Here is a 16880-nt window from a genome sequence, read left to right on the forward strand (position 1 = left end):
TAACGTACATTTACAAATGCTGTGGTCTGTTTTTCCTTTTGTGGATTTGAGGCAACAGATGTGTAAATGTGCAAATGTGCGGATGTGCAAATTTGCGGATGTGCGAATGTGCGGATGTGCGAATAAGGATTTGGAATTGGCGGGAAGAATGAAGCTTAAACATCTATTGTATGCACTGAAAATTTCGGAAATAATTAATCAACCCTGCTTCTGTTTAACAATTGAGTCATGATTAAATAGAATTAAAGTTCGCTGAAAGGAAGCTTAAAGTGATGTTTAAATACTGAATTTATATATATATTTAAGCATCTGAAAAAACTGGCTGCCATATCGTTGCTATTACTGTTCCTATTTAATCTCATAGGTTATAACCTGTTGTTTTCATATTTGCAGCTGCGTTCCTCTACACAATTAGAAGCTTATCTTGATAAGGGTAATTATAACGATGAAGACCTGATCACCATCCGCGTACCTTTTAACGTTCCATATCAGGCGCAGGTTTCAACATATGAAAGGGTAAGCGGTGAAATTGAACTGAACGGTTCAACATACAGATATGTTAAACGCAAGTTTGAAAAGGGGCAGCTGGTTTTGCTTTGTATTCCAGACCACAATAAAACTGTGTTGAAAACAGCCAAAAACGAATATGCTTCCCGTGTTGCTGATATCCCCGGCGGAAATAACAAGACCGGTGAGATTGTTAAAAAGCAACAAACAGGAAGTGAGTATGAAGAACTTTCTGGTGCAATTCTTCCTATTATTACATCTCCATATGCACGTGAATTTTTACGTGGCGAAAACTACAGGTTAACACAAGGCTTCGAATCCTTGTCAGCCAAACCTCCTCAAACTGTTACAGTTCTTCTCTTTGGCTAAAGCAGGAATGCACAACGCAGAAACTTTGAGCTGGCGTATTGTCGTGCTGGCCAATTCGAGCATTAATGCGGGTACGTTACCACCTCAATTATTCAGGAAAATTCAAATCTTTTTTCGTGATCTGGCTTCGCACAGGGCTGGCATCCTCGCATACGGTGCATCACGGTACATATACGTCAGTAACGTGAAGTAGCTGTTCTGCGTGCATTACATGCCCGAAGAATGGAGTGTTCCGGTTCATTTGATCTTTTTAATCTTAATTCTATGGCATATATAAAACTTAACAATCAGTTACCTGGCATAACAGGTTTGCTTGAAAACAGGCCCGATACCGGTGATCACATTCGTGCACTTACGCAAGTGCTGCTTCGCGGAGAGAGTTCGCTTACGGAAATGGAGCGGGAATTAATCGCTACCCTGGTTTCCTACAGAAATGAATGCAGGTTTTGCACCAGTGCACATGCCGCGACGGTAAAAGCTTTGGGCGGCGATGATGAACTGCTTGATAAAGTATTTCATGATGCTGATAATGCACCCGTTTCAGATAAAATGAAGGCGCTCTTAAACATAGCTGCAAAGGTGCAAAAACTGGGAAAAGAAGTGAAAGAAGAAGACGTAGAACGTGCAAAAAAGCATGGAGCTACGGATGTTGAAATTCATGATACAGTGTTGATTGCCGCATTGTTCTGCCTGTATAACCGGTATGTAGATGGTTTAGGAACATACAGGCCTGAAGATCCCGGTTATTATGAAAAACTTGCTCAACGGCTGGTAACGGTGGGCTATATGCGTCCGCGTGAAGGCGTTATTCCTGTTGCCGAAACAACCTACCGCTAACCTAAATAGACTGACCAATGAAAACGCCCGGAACTTTAACTGCAGACAGCCAATTATATGATGCCTCTTTTGCTTCATCTCAAAAGAACACGCGTGTCTTTCTTTTTCTTGCCTGCTTTTTTAGCAGCACATTTGGTGGTACAGTGTCAACACTTATGTCAGTTTATCTTCCCGTCGCTGTCAAGGATCTTTTAAAAGATGGTAACACCAGTCAACTGGAAAATATTGGCGCGTTTATCAATTCGATCTTTATTTATGGCTGGATGGCAGGAGGCATCATCTGGGGAATATTGTGCGATCGTATTGGGAGAAAAAAATCATTTATTTATTCAACCTGCTGCTACGGAATCTTTACGCTGGCAACAGCTTTTGCTTCAACCTGGGTGCAACTGGTGATCTGCCGTTTTTTTACAGGTTTTGGCGTCGGCGGAGTTTTGGTAACAACTACCATGTTGGTTTCTGAGGCTTTTAGTGAAAAGAAAAGAGCCGTGGCTTTAGGTTTTTTATCCATTTCAATTCCTGTGGGTATTTTTTCTGCAGGCCTCATTAATTATTTCATCGCATCGTGGCGGTATGGTTTTGTGGTGGGGATAGTTCCGGTAACCATAGCAATACTTAGCCTGAAGTATATTTCTTCCGGTGCGGTTATTGGTGACATGCATCGAACCGATGGAGGGGTGCCTTTGGGTAAAATATTTGAAAGGGATATCCGGAAAAACCTTGTTGCAGGTTCGCTTATTTTTGGAACAACGCTCATTGGTTTGTGGGCTATTTTTTCCTGGTTACCCTCATGGATACAAACATTGGTTGTAAACTCTGATGGACAGAAAGAGCGTGGCATGGCAATGATGCTTATGGGCATTGGCGGTTTAACCGGCGGATTTATCTCAGGATGGATTGTAAACGCCGTTGGTGTTCGCAAAACCATGATCATTTGTTTTGTTGTATGCTTCGTGCTTTCACTTACATTATTCAAACTGACCGATACTTTATCGGCAGCAGTATATGTTCAAATTGCATGCATGGCCTTGTTCTTTGGTATTAGCCAGGGCGCATTATCAGTTTATATACCTCAGCTTTTCCCGGCCAGCATTGGGGCGACAGCCACCGGTTTTTGTTTTAATGTGGGCAGATTATTTACAGCAACAATCGTTTTTTTTATCGGATCACTGGTTGATATGCTGGGCGGTTTTGGTAATTCAATTTTTACATTTTCGTTCGTATTTCTGATAGGCCTTGTAGTTACATTGTTGTTCAGGCCCGAATCTTATTCACCTTCAAAAATCAAATAATATGGCACACATCCAGGTACCTACAGGTGTTCCGGGAATCAGAAGCCTCGTGATGTTCAGGCCGGAGACCGGTGAACATTTATACAACCTGGCGCAGGCGTTGCTAAGGGGAGTTTCACCGTTAACTGAAGCTGAAAGAGAATTGATTGCCGCATATGTTTCGGGTCGTAACGAATGTATGTTTTGTATGAGTAGTCATGCTGCCGCATCCCGTTGCTTGTATGGTGAAGAACGAAATGTTGTTGATGAAGTGCTGAACGATGCAGACAGGGCAAACATAACACCTAAGTTAAAAAGCCTGTTGCACATAGCAGGCAGAGTGCAAATACTTGGAAAGGAAGTTACACAGAATGATATTGATGATGCTCGTTCAGAAGGCGCAACGGACGAAGAGATACATGATGCAGTTTTAATTGCGGCAACTTTTTCCATGTTTAACAGATATGTTGACGGACTTGCAAGCTTTACACCAAATGATGCCTCTGCATATGAAGCAATGGGCGAACGGATGGCATATAATGGGTATGTCTCACCTCAAAAACAATTATAACTATGGCACACATCAACCTTGAAAATGATCTTCCCGGCATACGTGGGCTTATGGCTTATAGTCCGCAAACGGCAAAGCCGTTAAATGAACTCGCAGAGATTATGCTGCGTGATGATAACAACACATTAACGCGTGGAGAACGGGAACTGATAGGTACTTATGTATCGTACCTGAACGATTGCTTTTTTTGTCAGAATGTGCATGGTTCCCTTGCAGGGCATTACCTGGGTTGCGATATTCCCGAGATTGATGCAATAAAAAAAGAGCCCTCTCTCACAAATATCCCGGATAAGCTAAAAGCATTGCTGGCTGTTGCTGCGAAGGTTCAAGAGGGTGGTCGACATGTAACTGCTGATGTTATTGAAAATGCGAAAGATGCGGGTGCAACTGACAAGGAAATTCATGACACGGTACTGATTGCTGCTGCATTCTGCATGTATAACCGTTACGTTGACGGCCTCGCCACATGGTCTCCGAAGGACAGGCAATTCTATGTGGAGCGAGCACCTAAACGAGCAGAAGAAGGCTATATCGATTTTGACCTTTACAATAATACCATATCATAAAATCTAAACACTATGCCACACATTCTTGTAGACAAGGATTTGCCCGGTATAAGGGCATTGCTGGCTTTCAGCCCGCGAACCGCTGAACCGATGGGAGTATTGGCAGAGGCATTGCTTCGCACATCAAATGGCCTTGCACCGGCCGAACGGGAACTTATTGCAACTTATGTATCTCACCTTAATCAATGTTTTTATTGTGATGTTTCGCACGGTGAAATAGCGCGCTGTTACCTGAAAGGCGATGGTGAGCTTGTAGATGAGGTGAGAAAAGGACCTGATGCGGCCGCTATTCCGGAAAAGTTAAAAACGCTGCTGAATATCGCTGGTAAAGTACAAAAAGGTGGAAAATATGTTACTGCAGAAGACGTAAGTGCTGCAAAGGAAGCCGGAGCAACAGACGCAGATATTCACGACACCGTTTTAATTGCTGCTGCATTTTGTATGTTCAATCGCTATGTGGATGGGCTTGCTGCCAACACGCCCGCAGATCTGGCTTCGTATGAAAAACGCGCCGCACAGGTGGCCGAACATGGTTACGGTAACCATATTTATACAACCCCACAACCCGTTTAAATAAACGGTACCGGTATGACTTTTATGACCGGTAAAGAAGTACTCTTTTATCAAAACAAAACTAACAATGAGACAACCTTTAAACGTAGTGATCTTTTTGGTCTGTATCATGGCAATGCCTTCGTTGGTATGGGCGCAAAGCAAAACGGTTACCGGAAAAATAACAGACATTAACAACGCTGTGGTGCCCGGAGCAAGTATACTTGTCAAAAATTCCAATCTTGGTGTTGCATCGGATAATGAGGGCAAATTTCATATCGTTGTTTCACAAAACGCCGTCCTTGTTATCAACGCAACAGGATTTAAATCTCAAAGCATACCAGTTAGTGGCCTGGTTGATGATGTTGTGATTAAGCTTGAAGAAGATGTCACCAAGCTTGATGAAGTTGTAATTACAGGGCTTGCTACCAGTGTTAAAAGAAGAAATCTCGCTAATTCAGTTGCTACCGTATCCAGTAAAGAGTTGAATGGTGTGGCGCCTGCACAAACTTTTGACGGCGCTCTTGAAGGTAAGATTCCTGGTGCATACATTAATGCCAATACCGGTGCGCCCGGAGGCGGTATTTCTGTGAAGCTGCGCGGCGTTACTTCAGTCTACGGCAATACTCAGCCGTTATATGTAATTGATGGCGTGTTTGTTGATAATACAGCGACTTCTGCGGGTCTGAATGCTGTTACAGGTGCTGCCGCAGGAGGCAATCCCACTTCTAACCAGGATAATCCGTCAAGCCGCATTGCGGATATACCTGCGGCGGATATTGAAAATATAGAAATACTGAAAGGTGCTTCTGCTGCGGCTATTTACGGATCGAAGGCTGCGGGTGGTGTTGTAATCATAACCACAAAAAGAGGAAAGCAGGGAAAAACCAGTGTTTCCCTTTCGCAGGATCTTGGCATTATCACAGCGAGAAAGTTTATCGGTGTGCGTCAGTTTACCGCGGACAGAGCCGCAAGTCTTTCGTCTGATAGTGCAACCAGTGCAGCTTTGCGTCAACAATTTTTAGATGCAGAGTCCGCCGGAAAAATATACGACTACGAAAAAGAGATTTATGGCAATACAGGCTTTGCCCGTAACACTGTGCTCAGCATAAGTGGCGGGGGAGAAAAGACCAGCTTCTATTTCTCCGCAGCGCAAAAGGATGAAGAAGGTATTGTGAAAAATACGGGTTATCGCAACAGTAACCTGCGGTTGAATATTGATCATCGTATTACTGATAATATTAAGATTGGTATTACAACCGGATATATCAATTCATCTGCAGACAGGGGCTTGTCCGGCAATGACAATACAGGTGTATCACTAGGTATAGCGCTTGCTTCAACACCAAGTTTTGCACAACTGCATCCTGATAATTTTGGTAATTATCCCAACAATCCTTTTGCTGCATCCAATCCCTTGCAGACTATAGCTTTAATGCGTAGCAACGAGGCGGTTAACCGCTTTATTACAGGATTAAATTTTGATGCGATATTTCAAAAGAGCAATCACAGCACAACCCGTTTTATAGGTAGGGGCGGTATCGATTTTTATAACCTGGAAACAAACGCTTTGTTCCCAAGTAACCTGCAATTTCAGGCTGTAAACAAAGGAACATCCATTCAGGGGACCACAAAAAATCTCAACACCAATTATATTCTTTCTTTGGTAAATACATATGCACCCTCTGACAAGCTTTCATTTACTACTTCAGCAGGTCTTACACAGGAAACAGGAGACTATAATAATCTTCTGAACATAGCAACGCAGGTAATCTCAGGTCAGTCGAATGTTGACCAGGCCGGAGCGCTCAATTCAAAACAGTTCAGAGCGAAATTTCAGAATGATGGAATTTTTATCCAGGAAGAAGCCAGTATTGCAGAAGCCGTAAACATTACGGCTGGTGTGCGTTTTGACAGATCGAGCAATAATGGCGATGCATCCAAATATTATGTTTATCCAAAGGCCGGGATATCCTGGAACCTTACGCACAGCGGTTTGCTGAAAGGAGGTTTCTTTGATAACTTTAAATTGCGTGCTGCATACGGACAGGCCAACAACGTGCCTGCATATGGCAGTAAATTCACATCATTGGTTATCTCCAATATTGCCGGCAATCCGGGATCGTTGGTGAATACAGAAAAAGGTGACCCCAATATTAAACCCGAACGTCAAAAAGAATTTGAAACAGGGCTGGATTTTACCATTCTGCATGGACGGTTGGGTTTCCAGTTTACTTATTATAACAAGAATATTGACGATTTTTTAATGCTGGCAAACCTTCCCGCTTCATCTGGTTTTGCAACTGGTTGGGTAAATGCGGGTAACCTTCGCAATCGTGGTGTTGAGCTGGGGTTAAATGCGAAACCGGTCGCCTCAAAAAATGTTACATGGAACACATCTGTCAATTTCTGGCTCAACCGTTCGCTTGTAACAAAGTATATTATTCCGCCAATACCACAAGGGTCATTCGGATATGTACTGGGTTCGTTCCAGATAGAGCAGGGTAAATCCGCTACGCAAATAGTGGGATTGAACGGTGCCGGAGTTGGTGTACTGGGCGATGCTGAACCGCGTTTCCAGATGAATACATACAATGAAGTAACATTCTGGAATAAACTTAGTCTTAGATTTTTGTTGCATTGGAAAAACGGAGGAAACAATATCAATCTAACCAATTTACAGACAGACTTTGGAGGTACCAGTGCCGATTATGATAATGTTACCAACAAGGCGGGACTGCCTGACGGAGTGTACAGAATTACCCAGATCGGAACCAGCGCACAAATGTTTGTACAGGACGCAGGTTATTTACGTTTGCGTGAAGTAGGTGTTTTTTATTCATTTGCCAAATTGCCGGTTAAGTTCATCAAAAGCCTGAGATTAGGGGCCTCTCTCAATAACTATCTCACATTTACCAAATACAAATCTTATGATCCGGAAGTATCCAATTTTGGAACAGGATTTTCATCCGGCGTGGATGTAGACCCTTACCCGGCAAGCAAAAGAGCAAACTTTCATATTTCAATTGACTTTTAAATCATCAACCAAATGAAAACAGTGATCAATATATTTTCAACTATAGCTTTGAGTTCGGTTGTGATGTTTGCTTCCTGCAAAAAGGATTATGGCAATCTTAACAGCCCAACGGGTGAACAGTTCCTGAATAATGCCTCGGCAAGTGAATTAAACAACCTCGTTAGCGGAACAGAATCAGGCATGCGAAACAATATGGCATTTTACCTGGATGACGTTTGTACGATAGGCAGGGAAGGTTACCGTTTTTCCCCTTCGGAACCCAGATATCTTACCGATCTGCTTGGAGCGAACAATGCGGTTTTAAGCGGCAGTAATTTTTATATAAACAATCCCTGGTCTGCAAGATACCGGGTTGTAAAAAATTGTAATCTCCTTATACAGGCAGCTCAGAACTCCTCTCTGATAACAACTGCAGAGAAGAGTGGCTATATAGGTTTTGCAAGAACGATCAAAGCTTATGAGCTCCTGCTTAATCTTAATCTGACATACACTAACGGTATCAGGATTGATGTAGCAGATCCTGACCATTTGGGGCCGATCGTTCAATACAATGAGGCGCTTCAATCCATTGCCGCTTTACTGGATTCGGGTAAGACTGATCTAGCCAACGCCACCGTGTCTTTTCCGCTCGCGGGATTTACAAAATTCAATGATGCTGCAGGGCTAATGCAGGTGAACAGGGCCATAGCAGCCCGCGTTGCCGTTTACAGGCAAAAATGGGACGAGTCTTTGACTGATCTCAGTGAATCTTTTTTTGGATTAGCCAGGGATCTTGATCTTGGCGTGAGCCATGTATTTGGAACCGGCTCAGGTGATCAGTTAAATCCGGCCTTCATTCCGCAAAATCAGAATGGGGAAGTGCGTGTAGCACATCCTTCCTTTGCAGCAGATATTGCTGCAAATGATGACAGGATAAATAAAGCGACTTTGCGTAATACGACTGCCTCTCTCAGTGGACTCAGCAGTAACAGGGATGTGTGGGTGTACACTTCAAGTACTGCACCAATGCCCATTATTCGCAACGAAGAATTAATACTGATCTATGCCGAAGCAAATATCCAGGCAAATAATTTCGCCGAAGCAATAAAAGCAATCAACAGAATCCGCACCAGTCATAATCTTGCAGCTTACGGTGGTGCGCAAACAAAAGATGCCCTGATAAATGAGATGCTGCAGCAAAAAAGATATTCATTGTTTTATGAGGGTCATAGATGGATAGATCTGCGCCGTTATAACAAACTAAACACGCTGCCTATTGACAGACCGGGAGATGATGTATGGGATAAATTTCCATTGCCCGTTACCGAACAATAGGCTGTATAAATTTCTTTCATGGGGGTAATAATAAAAAAGGCTGTCTCAATGAGGCAGCTTTTCGCTTTTATTTCCGTAAAACAATAGAACAGGTCGCTGTTGTACAACCTGCAAGCCTGGTATACATAGTGTATTATTCTTCGCCGGTACCGCTTACAGGAGGTGTTACTTTTCTTTTCCATCCCATATTTAAATAGAAAAACAAGCGGATAGTATGATTCATATCATATTGATAGCCGGTATATTTCTGTTGGTAAACATTCATATAGCCAAAGTCAAAGCTTAGTGAAGGGCTGATATTTTGTTTTATACCAAGAAAAAGCCTGTTTTGATCAAATGTGTTGTATACGACTTCTTTTCCGAAATGGATGAGTATTTCATCTGCAACAACCAATGATGGCAGGTAGTTGTTCTTGAATATTGAATAGTTGTAGTTAAACAGATAGCGCACACGATTTGTGAATCTGTAATCATTTGTTCTTTTGTCGTCGACAATTTTCTGCTGCCATCGTTGTTCATTTCTGAATCTCTGCAAAATAACAGACCGTCTGATTTTTGATATTACCTGGAACTGTTGATATACCCGGTTTTCATTGGAAAATGTATGCCAATCGCTGCGCGATGGGGCCAGCCACATATGGGCGTAACCAAGAGAAACGGTCATGTTGTCTTTTATCCAATAATTTGCAGCGCCTCTTAAAAAGTAGAAACTGGGATCTGCTATAAAATTGTTTCTCCTGATGTGAAAGTCTGCCAACATACCCCACCGTTCGTTGAACCGGGTTACAGTGTTGATACTTGTCCAGAACTGAATTTGCTGATTTATCTCTTTTGGAGGTGTGGTCTGTGAAATTGTAAGCAACGGCAGACAAAGCGTTATAAGAACGGTAATCCGTTTTATTTTTTGTATTTTATTTGTCGCCATTGTCATAACATCTGTTGCTTACATTAACCGATAACTTTTAAGAAAGTTCAATAAGCAAAGTTGAAAGTCAAAAAGCAAAAGTAAAAGGCAAAATATCATGTTTCGGTTTAAGGAGGTTTATTTTGAGATCTCAGCGAGGTCTTGGTCGTGACTTTTGAATTTTCAACTTTTTACTTTTGAATTATCTTCTTTTTTTAAATTAAATATTCATGCTTTTTTGATTGTTACCCAGTTTATTAATCCAATTAATAAAAGGGTAATCAGTTGCTTTTAACAAAACATAAGTCACACGCGCGGGTATCAGATGTTACCTTTGCGTCTGTAATGAAGAGGAATTTTGTAATCATATTATCAGTTTGTATTGCGTTACTTGTTACAGTATTCAGGATGGATACAGTGGCAAATGATCAGCACGATGGATTGGTGGTTGCAAAAGGAAAAATTTCAAAAACTTCCGAAAGTAAACTTAAGCGTGATGTGTACATCTGTCACTCTTTAGTTGCAAAGGTTAATACTGGTAAAAATACCTCTGCGGAATTAGGCAGGGAGTCAAATAATAATTTTGAATCTGCAAATAAAGCCAACAAAGCGCACTCACTTATGAGTTATAAGAGAGCCTGCGTTAAACAAAGGCTTTATATCCTGAATTGTGCACACCTACTGTAAAGCGTTTTAGTTCCCGCATTTTAACGACGCATCTACCATTTGAGGTTAAACTTAATTTGTTTCAAGAGGAGCAATTGTATTGCTTCAACTAAACTATTATCTATGAAAAAGATATTAATGGCAGTAGTATGTTTATTGACAGGCTATGGTTACTTGCATGCACAGCAGAATACAAACTATGTAAAGCAGCCGCAGGCAATTCAAAAAGGTTATTATGGAATTGGTAATAATGCAAATAAACTGGAACAAAAGACGCCGGTGGCAACACTGACTACCAATGATGTTTCCAAAGGTTATTATGCCATTAGCGACAATAAATCAAAACTCAATTTAGTGCCCGTAGTAACAGTTGGCGGTGACAAGAAATCCTCTGCAACAAAAGGTTATTATGCTATTGGTGATAATTACAAGAAGTTAACCACACCCGGGATTGTAGTTTTGGGAAAAAATAGCATGGGAGCGGAAGATATGCTTGATTGATAATAATGGTTGTTGTTTTTTTATAAAACGTGGTTTTTAGAAAATGTTCATGATCAATGAGGCAAATGTCGATTTGCCTTTACTGTATCCTTTGAAAACAATTTAAATGGCCTGGCTAATTAGCCGGGCCATTGTTGTATTGGCGAAGTAATGTCGTTAGGTTAAACAAGCATCGTCAGCTTTGGAAGATGTATCCTTCCGTGCCAATGACAGATTACATAACATTAACAGTTTTTCCCGTAGGGAATTAAGCTTAGTAGAAATGTCCGAATTGAGAACATCATAGCCCGTAGGGCTTTAACCAAATAAAAGAGGCTAATGTCCTACGGACAAGAATGAGCTTGAGTATTAGGGCATCTATTAAGCTATAAGCCCTACGGGCAATCGACGAAAAGTGCACGGTTATCTTTTTCTGATGTGAAATAAAAAAATACAGTTACACGGAGGGGCACTGAGTAGACACTGAGCTACACAGAGAATATGCTCAGATCATAACCAACACCGCTGCACCTTTGAGTTTCCCGTTTTTTAAATCTGACAGGGCTTCGTTGGCTTGTTCCAGGGGATAACATTTTGTTGTTGTCCTAATGTCCACATGGGTTATAGCATCGAAGAAATTTTGTCCGTCCTGACGGGTAAGGTTTGCGACTGACATAACTTTTCTTTCTTCCCACAACAGGCTATAGGGGAATGAAGGTATGTTGCTCATATGAATTCCGCCACAGATAACGGATCCACCCTTGCCGGTATGCTCTAACGCTTTAGGAATAAGACTTCCGGCGGGAGCGAATAGAATGCTGGCATCCAGCTTTACCGGCGGTGTTGCGGATGAATTGCCTGCCCATACAGCGCCAAGGCTTCGTGCAAATTGCTGGCCGGACTCATCGCCATCTCTCGTAAATGCGTATATGTTCTTCTGTTGTGCTACCGCCAGCTGCGTAAGTATATGCGCTGCTGCGCCAAATCCATAGATTCCAATATTGACCGCCGAAGGTGCTATCATGCTGTATGAGCGATAACCAATCAGACCAGCACATAACAACGGTGCCGCTGAAGCATTGGCCAATGTATCTTCAAGCGGTATGCAATAATCAGCGTATGCAACAGTAAATGTTGCATAGCCGCCATTAACTGTGTATCCCGTAAATAGAGCATCTTCGCACAGATTTTCTTTCTGCTGTAAGCAGTATCTGCATTTTCCACAGGTATGTGCCAGCCACGGCACTCCAACAACATCACCTTCTTTTAATGCATGTACATTGGGGCCTTTTTGTACAACAGTGCCAATGATCTCATGTCCCGGAATAAGTGGAAGCTTTGGATGCATGAGCTCGCCATCGACAATATGTAAATCCGTTCTGCATACGCCACAGGCAATCACCTTAATAAGTACTTGTTCGTCGCTGGCAACAGGTAAGGGTAAATCTTTTTGAACAAGAGATGTTTGTGCCGCTTCCAGCACCATTGCCCGCATAGTTTGTGGCAGCTTCATATAAGCTATAGTTAAACAGGTGAGAATATGTACCTCTAAATTAATCAGAAGATGGATGCAAACAAATCTGTATAGAATCAGGCGCAGTTTCCTGAAGCATTCCATCTGCACCGGTGTAGCCAAACATAAAGGGCCGCCCGTTATGCGCAGCAGCCCTGTCATTGCACCCTACGAAAACAAATTTTACGGAGCTTAAAAGCACTCCGGATTATTTAGTTATGTATATGTATATCTGAAAAAAGAATTGAGTCAGTTGGTGTAAGACAGTTTGATATCCTGACTTTCGTACCGGCCGGTTTTTTCTTCCACCGCAATGCGAAATATGATCCCATCAACAGATCCTTCCTCATTACCAAAAAATGGCCAGCTCGGTGTTAATTTCACCGTTTCGCTTGATATAACCGGTAATTTTCTGTGCAGTAAAAGATCCACGGCTTTTTTCCGGGGCTCGGGATCTGTTAGTTCTTCAAAACGGCCCCAGCATATTACACTTTCCCAGTTGCCCATGTTTTCCATAAGGTCCACTTCAAAGCATACCCTGGGATTTTTTCGCATCATCTCAATTTTCTTACCCTCTAAAGAATGGCAATAAATGTTTTTTCCATCATAGGCAAAGCTTATGGGTACTATGTATGTTGTGTCGTCCGCATGGCAACCTATGCGTCCGAATATTTGTTTTTTTAAGACCTCTTCAATTTGAGGGTCTGTCAATTTGCCCACCATAACCCTAAATTTTTCTTAAAGTTACTAATGGCTGATCCTGAAAATTGATGACCTGCATCACCCGGAAAGCTGTTTGTGAGCAGTAAAAGCGACAGGCGCCAGGTACAATCATTCAAATATTTTTAGCGTCTTTTGAATTATTGAATATGAGTTTGATCCATCCCGGATTTGTAGGAAATGGAAATTGAAACAGCAAAAATTTCATTGAATAATAATTACTTACATTTAGGCGGAATTCAGCCTTCAATTATTTCTGACAAAATTTGATGTAGTTCAGGTTGATTTTTTGTTTTAATCCGATCGTCGAGATAAGCTAACCAGTGATATGAAGTCTTTTACACCGTCAATTGCGTGCATTTTGGCACGAAGTCATCAGTTTTGTTGCCGCTGCTATTAAGTTGCCTGAGGTATTAAAAGTCTTAAATTAGTCACACATGGTTGTTGGTTTACAAAAGAACGCCAATGTACAGTGAAAAGAACGTAAATAATGAAGTCTCCCGTTTTGAAGCGCTGCTTGAACATGCCAGCGTTGGGATTGTAGAAATGAATGAAAAGGGCGAAATAACCGAGGTTAATGCCTTTGCGCTCCGGATGTTTGCCTGCAACAAGGAAGATGTGATCAACAAAAGAATTGAGGTTTTGATTCCTTCACGTTTTCATCACAAGCATGTTCATCACCGGCAGGAATACCTTGAACATCCTCATAACAGGCCGATGGGTATAGGCATGGATCTTTTTGGCGTTAAAAAGGACGGAACTGAGTTTCCGGTAGAGGTAAGTCTTAGCAGTTATATACACAGCGGACACAGGTATGTAATTGCATTTATAAATGATATAACTGTAAGAAAGCATGCCGAAGAGGAAATTAAAAAATTGAATGATGGGCTGGAGCAGGCAGTTGTGCAAAGAACAACAGAGCTTACCGAGGCAATTCAACAGCTGGAATTGTCGAAAGAAGAATTGTCGAAGTTGCTCGAGCGTGAAAAGGAATTGAATGAATTGAAATCGCGGTTTGTTTCCATGGCTTCGCATGAATTCAGAACGCCACTCAGTACTATTTTATCTTCGGCATATCTGCTCAATAAAGTGAAGATAATTGAGGATGAATCACGACGGGAGGCGCATTTAAACCGGATCATTTCATCCGTTAAAATGCTTACAGATATACTCAATGATTTCTTAAGTGTGGGCAAAATAGAAGAAGGTAAAATTTATGTCCGTATCACCGAATTTAATTTGCCCGTTTTTGTGGCCGATGCTTTGGATGAATTGAAAAATAATTTGAAAAATGGGCAGGAGATCATTTATAACCACACGGGAGAAGACCTGGCTGAACTTGATTCTGTACTGGTCAAACATATTATAATGAACCTTGTTTCCAATGCGAGTAAGTTTTCCCCGGAGGATGCACCGATCGAAATTGTTACTCATAATGGAAGTAATACAATAAGTCTGTCTGTAAAAGATCATGGCATTGGTATTCCTGCTGAAGATCAAAAACACCTGATGGAACGCTTCTTCAGAGGTAGTAATGTAAGCAATATCCAGGGGACCGGGCTTGGTTTACATATCGTTGCGAGGTATTCAGAATTGATGAATGGATCTATCTCGTGCATTAGTGAAGTGAACGAGGGAACGGAAATTGTTATAACCTTTAATAAAATCTAACATAATGAAAAAAATACTGGTGATTGAAGACAACGACGACATAAGAAGTAATACGGCAGAAATACTTGAGTTGTCCAATTACGAGGTAATAACCGCAGAGAATGGAAAGGTAGGTATTGCAAAAGCATTGGAAGCAAAACCGGATTTGATTATTTGTGATATTACCATGCCGGAGTTGGACGGTTATGGTGTGATTCATGCAATTCAAAGAAATGATGCTGTAAAGAATACACCCTTTATCTTTCTTACTGCAAGAGCGGAAAGAAGTGACTTCCGTAAGGCGATGGATCTGGGTGCCGATGATTATCTTACAAAGCCTTTTGATGGTACCGAACTGCTGAGTGCGGTCAATGGCCGCCTGAAAAAGATGGATGACCTGAAAAAAAACTTTGGACCCGGGCTAGAGGGTGTTCAGCATTTGCTGGAATTATCATCCGGAAAAAATGCACTTGAATCTCTTACCCAGGACAGAAATATAAACAGGTATAAAAAGAAACAGATAATTTACACAGAAGGCAATCACCCCAGCCGGGTATTCTATGTTTTAAAGGGAAAAGTTAAAAGCTTTAAGACTAACAACGACGGCAAAGAGCTTGTTACAGATCTTTTTAGTGAGGGTGATTTTGTTGGATACGTTGCTTTACTTGAAGGCACGACTTATAAGGATACTGCCATGGCCCTTGAAGATACTGAAGTGGCTATAATTCCGCGCGAAGATTTTGATAATCTGATCACCCGGAATCCCCAGATCGCCAAAAGGTTTATCCAGCTACTGGCGAAAAATGTCTCAGAAAAGGAAACTCATTTGCTAAGGCTGGCTTACAATTCTCTAAGAAAAAAAGTTGCTGATGCGTTGCTGATGATCCTTGCAAAATATCCGACGAAAGAAGGGGAGAACCCTGTTATCGATATTAGCCGTGAAAACCTGGCTACCATTGCAGGAACGGCTACCGAATCGCTGATAAGAACGCTGACTGATTTTAAAAATGAAAGGATTATTGATATCAATGATGGCCGCATCATCGTTCTCAATAAGTCCAAATTGGAAAAGATTTACAGCTAGCAATACAGCTTGCTAAACATGCTGTAACAGATACTTGTTGAAGTCGAGTTTTAACCGGGAAAAATCTTTTTCCAAAAGGCTTATATGCCTGCGGATATTTTCGAGTTTATTGTCGGCTTCAGCAATTAATGCGCTTTCAGGAATAATTTGTTCTGATTTAAGGATCTTACTGAATTCGGAAATATCGTTTCGCAAAACACTGATCATATCATCTTCCCTGATAAAACTATTATGAAATGCTTCGATGCTGGTCAGGTTGGCCCTGCCCAGCTCTTTTTTTAATATTTCGACGAGCCTGTTCTTGAGCCATATATTTTCATCCATCATGAATGTCAATAACCGTTTCCACGTATCGATTTCGTATTGTATTTGCTCAACTTTATCCTGCGACATACAATTGTGTTTATATTGATCTGTTTCAGTTCCTGCCAACTTATTCATATTGCACCTTTTTTTAATGAAAAATGACTTTTCAAAGAAGGCAATTTCTTCGTTTGGTGCAGTTGTTCGTCGTCTAACGGCACCTGGCTTTGTTTTTCAGGTAAACAGATCGACAAAAATATTTTTTGGCAACAGCATCTGCAAAGACGGTGGTCAGTCTAAACACTGAGATTGGTCATGGAAGACAGTAAGACCGTAGGATCGTAAGACAGTAAGACCGTAAGATAGTAAGACCGTAAGATCGTAAGATGCCGTCAGTGCGCTGTTTTTGACCACAATCAGGGCGGGGAATGAGCTGCATCATAATTGTTGGTCAGCAACTTTCAGATATTTATGTTGCGTCTCTGGCTTCTCCGTATGATTTTTCAGGTAAACGACGGTGAAATCTTTGTTACTCA

Annotated in this window: 16 protein-coding genes; 12 read left to right on the forward strand and 4 right to left on the reverse strand. The window is 41.5% G+C overall.

The features are described from left to right. The first annotated feature begins 387 nt into the window (after positions 1–387). From QTN47_RS18380 to QTN47_RS18415, 8 genes are all read left to right on the forward strand, one after another. The gene (locus QTN47_RS18380; protein ID WP_369330872.1) at positions 388–876 is read left to right on the forward strand and encodes a hypothetical protein; all 489 of its coding nucleotides are present in this window, start codon (positions 388–390) and stop codon (positions 874–876) included. Between the two features lie 264 nt (positions 877–1140). Beyond that, positions 1141–1713, forward strand: a complete 573-nt coding sequence (locus tag QTN47_RS18385) for a carboxymuconolactone decarboxylase family protein (RefSeq protein WP_369330873.1) — start codon at positions 1141–1143, stop codon at positions 1711–1713. 17 nt (positions 1714–1730) lie between these two features. Further along, a complete protein-coding gene (locus QTN47_RS18390; protein WP_369330874.1) occupies positions 1731–3005 on the forward strand; it encodes an MFS transporter in 1275 nt (424 codons plus the stop codon). A 1-nt stretch (position 3006) separates the two neighbouring features. After that, positions 3007–3555 (forward strand): carboxymuconolactone decarboxylase family protein, encoded by a 549-nt coding sequence (locus tag QTN47_RS18395; RefSeq protein WP_369330875.1) that lies wholly within the window; start codon positions 3007–3009, stop codon positions 3553–3555. 2 nt (positions 3556–3557) lie between these two features. Then, positions 3558–4121: a carboxymuconolactone decarboxylase family protein gene (locus tag QTN47_RS18400; RefSeq protein WP_369330876.1), complete on the forward strand. Its 564-nt coding sequence runs from the start codon at positions 3558–3560 to the stop codon at positions 4119–4121. Between the two features lie 12 nt (positions 4122–4133). Continuing rightward, a complete protein-coding gene (locus QTN47_RS18405) occupies positions 4134–4694 on the forward strand; it encodes a carboxymuconolactone decarboxylase family protein (protein ID WP_369330877.1) in 561 nt (186 codons plus the stop codon). Between the two features lie 67 nt (positions 4695–4761). Further along, positions 4762–7710 carry a SusC/RagA family TonB-linked outer membrane protein gene (locus QTN47_RS18410; protein ID WP_369330878.1) on the forward strand — a complete coding sequence of 983 codons (2949 nt, stop codon included), beginning with the start codon at positions 4762–4764 and terminating at the stop codon, positions 7708–7710. A gap of 12 nt (positions 7711–7722) precedes the next feature. Beyond that, the gene (locus QTN47_RS18415) at positions 7723–9024 is read left to right on the forward strand and encodes a RagB/SusD family nutrient uptake outer membrane protein (protein ID WP_369330879.1); all 1302 of its coding nucleotides are present in this window, start codon (positions 7723–7725) and stop codon (positions 9022–9024) included. A 133-nt stretch (positions 9025–9157) separates the two neighbouring features. On the opposite strand, the gene QTN47_RS18420 is transcribed toward QTN47_RS18415, so the two are convergent. Then, a complete protein-coding gene (locus tag QTN47_RS18420) occupies positions 9158–9949 on the reverse strand; it encodes a DUF2490 domain-containing protein (protein WP_369330880.1) in 792 nt (263 codons plus the stop codon). Positions 9950–10273: 324 nt separating this feature from the next. Here QTN47_RS18420 and QTN47_RS18425 point away from each other — a divergent pair, with 324 nt between their 5' ends. After that, entirely contained in the window at positions 10274–10615 is a 342-nt protein-coding gene (locus QTN47_RS18425; RefSeq protein WP_369330881.1) for a hypothetical protein, read from the forward strand. Positions 10616–10717: 102 nt separating this feature from the next. After that, a complete protein-coding gene (locus QTN47_RS18430) occupies positions 10718–11095 on the forward strand; it encodes a hypothetical protein (protein WP_369330882.1) in 378 nt (125 codons plus the stop codon). A 484-nt stretch (positions 11096–11579) separates the two neighbouring features. Here QTN47_RS18430 and QTN47_RS18435 read toward each other — a convergent pair whose 3' ends face one another. Together QTN47_RS18435 and QTN47_RS18440 are read right to left on the reverse strand one after the other, a co-directional pair. Further along, entirely contained in the window at positions 11580–12587 is a 1008-nt protein-coding gene (locus QTN47_RS18435; protein ID WP_369330883.1) for a zinc-dependent alcohol dehydrogenase family protein, read from the reverse strand. A gap of 249 nt (positions 12588–12836) precedes the next feature. Then, on the reverse strand, positions 12837–13310 hold the full coding sequence (locus QTN47_RS18440; RefSeq protein ID WP_369330884.1) for a pyridoxamine 5'-phosphate oxidase family protein: 474 nt from the start codon (positions 13308–13310) through the stop codon (positions 12837–12839). A 462-nt stretch (positions 13311–13772) separates the two neighbouring features. Between QTN47_RS18440 and QTN47_RS18445 the strand changes: the two genes are divergently transcribed. Together QTN47_RS18445 and QTN47_RS18450 are read left to right on the forward strand one after the other, a co-directional pair. Next, entirely contained in the window at positions 13773–14978 is a 1206-nt protein-coding gene (locus QTN47_RS18445; protein WP_369330885.1) for a PAS domain-containing sensor histidine kinase, read from the forward strand. A gap of 4 nt (positions 14979–14982) precedes the next feature. After that, on the forward strand, positions 14983–16041 hold the full coding sequence (locus tag QTN47_RS18450; RefSeq protein ID WP_369330886.1) for a response regulator: 1059 nt from the start codon (positions 14983–14985) through the stop codon (positions 16039–16041). 12 nt (positions 16042–16053) lie between these two features. On the opposite strand, the gene QTN47_RS18455 is transcribed toward QTN47_RS18450, so the two are convergent. Further along, a complete protein-coding gene (locus QTN47_RS18455; RefSeq protein WP_369330887.1) occupies positions 16054–16482 on the reverse strand; it encodes a hypothetical protein in 429 nt (142 codons plus the stop codon). Between the last annotated feature and the right edge of the window lie 398 nt (positions 16483–16880).

This window comes from Danxiaibacter flavus (genome assembly GCF_041060425.1).
Lineage (GTDB): Bacteria > Bacteroidota > Bacteroidia > Chitinophagales > Chitinophagaceae > Danxiaibacter > Danxiaibacter flavus.

What these genes read in the sequence shown, in the direction of transcription:
- QTN47_RS18435 (WP_369330883.1), bottom strand. Translation starts at nt 12,587, where the DNA reads ATGAAGCTGCCACAAACTATGCGGGCAATGGTGCTGGAAGCGGCACAA.
- QTN47_RS18400 (WP_369330876.1), top strand. Translation starts at nt 3,558, where the DNA reads ATGGCACACATCAACCTTGAAAATGATCTTCCCGGCATACGTGGGCTT.
- QTN47_RS18415 (WP_369330879.1), top strand. Translation starts at nt 7,723, where the DNA reads ATGAAAACAGTGATCAATATATTTTCAACTATAGCTTTGAGTTCGGTT.
- QTN47_RS18410 (WP_369330878.1), top strand. Translation starts at nt 4,762, where the DNA reads ATGAGACAACCTTTAAACGTAGTGATCTTTTTGGTCTGTATCATGGCA.
- QTN47_RS18385 (WP_369330873.1), top strand. Translation starts at nt 1,141, where the DNA reads ATGGCATATATAAAACTTAACAATCAGTTACCTGGCATAACAGGTTTG.
- QTN47_RS18450 (WP_369330886.1), top strand. Translation starts at nt 14,983, where the DNA reads ATGAAAAAAATACTGGTGATTGAAGACAACGACGACATAAGAAGTAAT.
- QTN47_RS18425 (WP_369330881.1), top strand. Translation starts at nt 10,274, where the DNA reads ATGAAGAGGAATTTTGTAATCATATTATCAGTTTGTATTGCGTTACTT.
- QTN47_RS18420 (WP_369330880.1), bottom strand. Translation starts at nt 9,949, where the DNA reads ATGGCGACAAATAAAATACAAAAAATAAAACGGATTACCGTTCTTATA.
- QTN47_RS18390 (WP_369330874.1), top strand. Translation starts at nt 1,731, where the DNA reads ATGAAAACGCCCGGAACTTTAACTGCAGACAGCCAATTATATGATGCC.
- QTN47_RS18440 (WP_369330884.1), bottom strand. Translation starts at nt 13,310, where the DNA reads ATGGTGGGCAAATTGACAGACCCTCAAATTGAAGAGGTCTTAAAAAAA.
- QTN47_RS18455 (WP_369330887.1), bottom strand. Translation starts at nt 16,482, where the DNA reads ATGAATAAGTTGGCAGGAACTGAAACAGATCAATATAAACACAATTGT.
- QTN47_RS18405 (WP_369330877.1), top strand. Translation starts at nt 4,134, where the DNA reads ATGCCACACATTCTTGTAGACAAGGATTTGCCCGGTATAAGGGCATTG.
- QTN47_RS18445 (WP_369330885.1), top strand. Translation starts at nt 13,773, where the DNA reads ATGTACAGTGAAAAGAACGTAAATAATGAAGTCTCCCGTTTTGAAGCG.
- QTN47_RS18430 (WP_369330882.1), top strand. Translation starts at nt 10,718, where the DNA reads ATGAAAAAGATATTAATGGCAGTAGTATGTTTATTGACAGGCTATGGT.
- QTN47_RS18395 (WP_369330875.1), top strand. Translation starts at nt 3,007, where the DNA reads ATGGCACACATCCAGGTACCTACAGGTGTTCCGGGAATCAGAAGCCTC.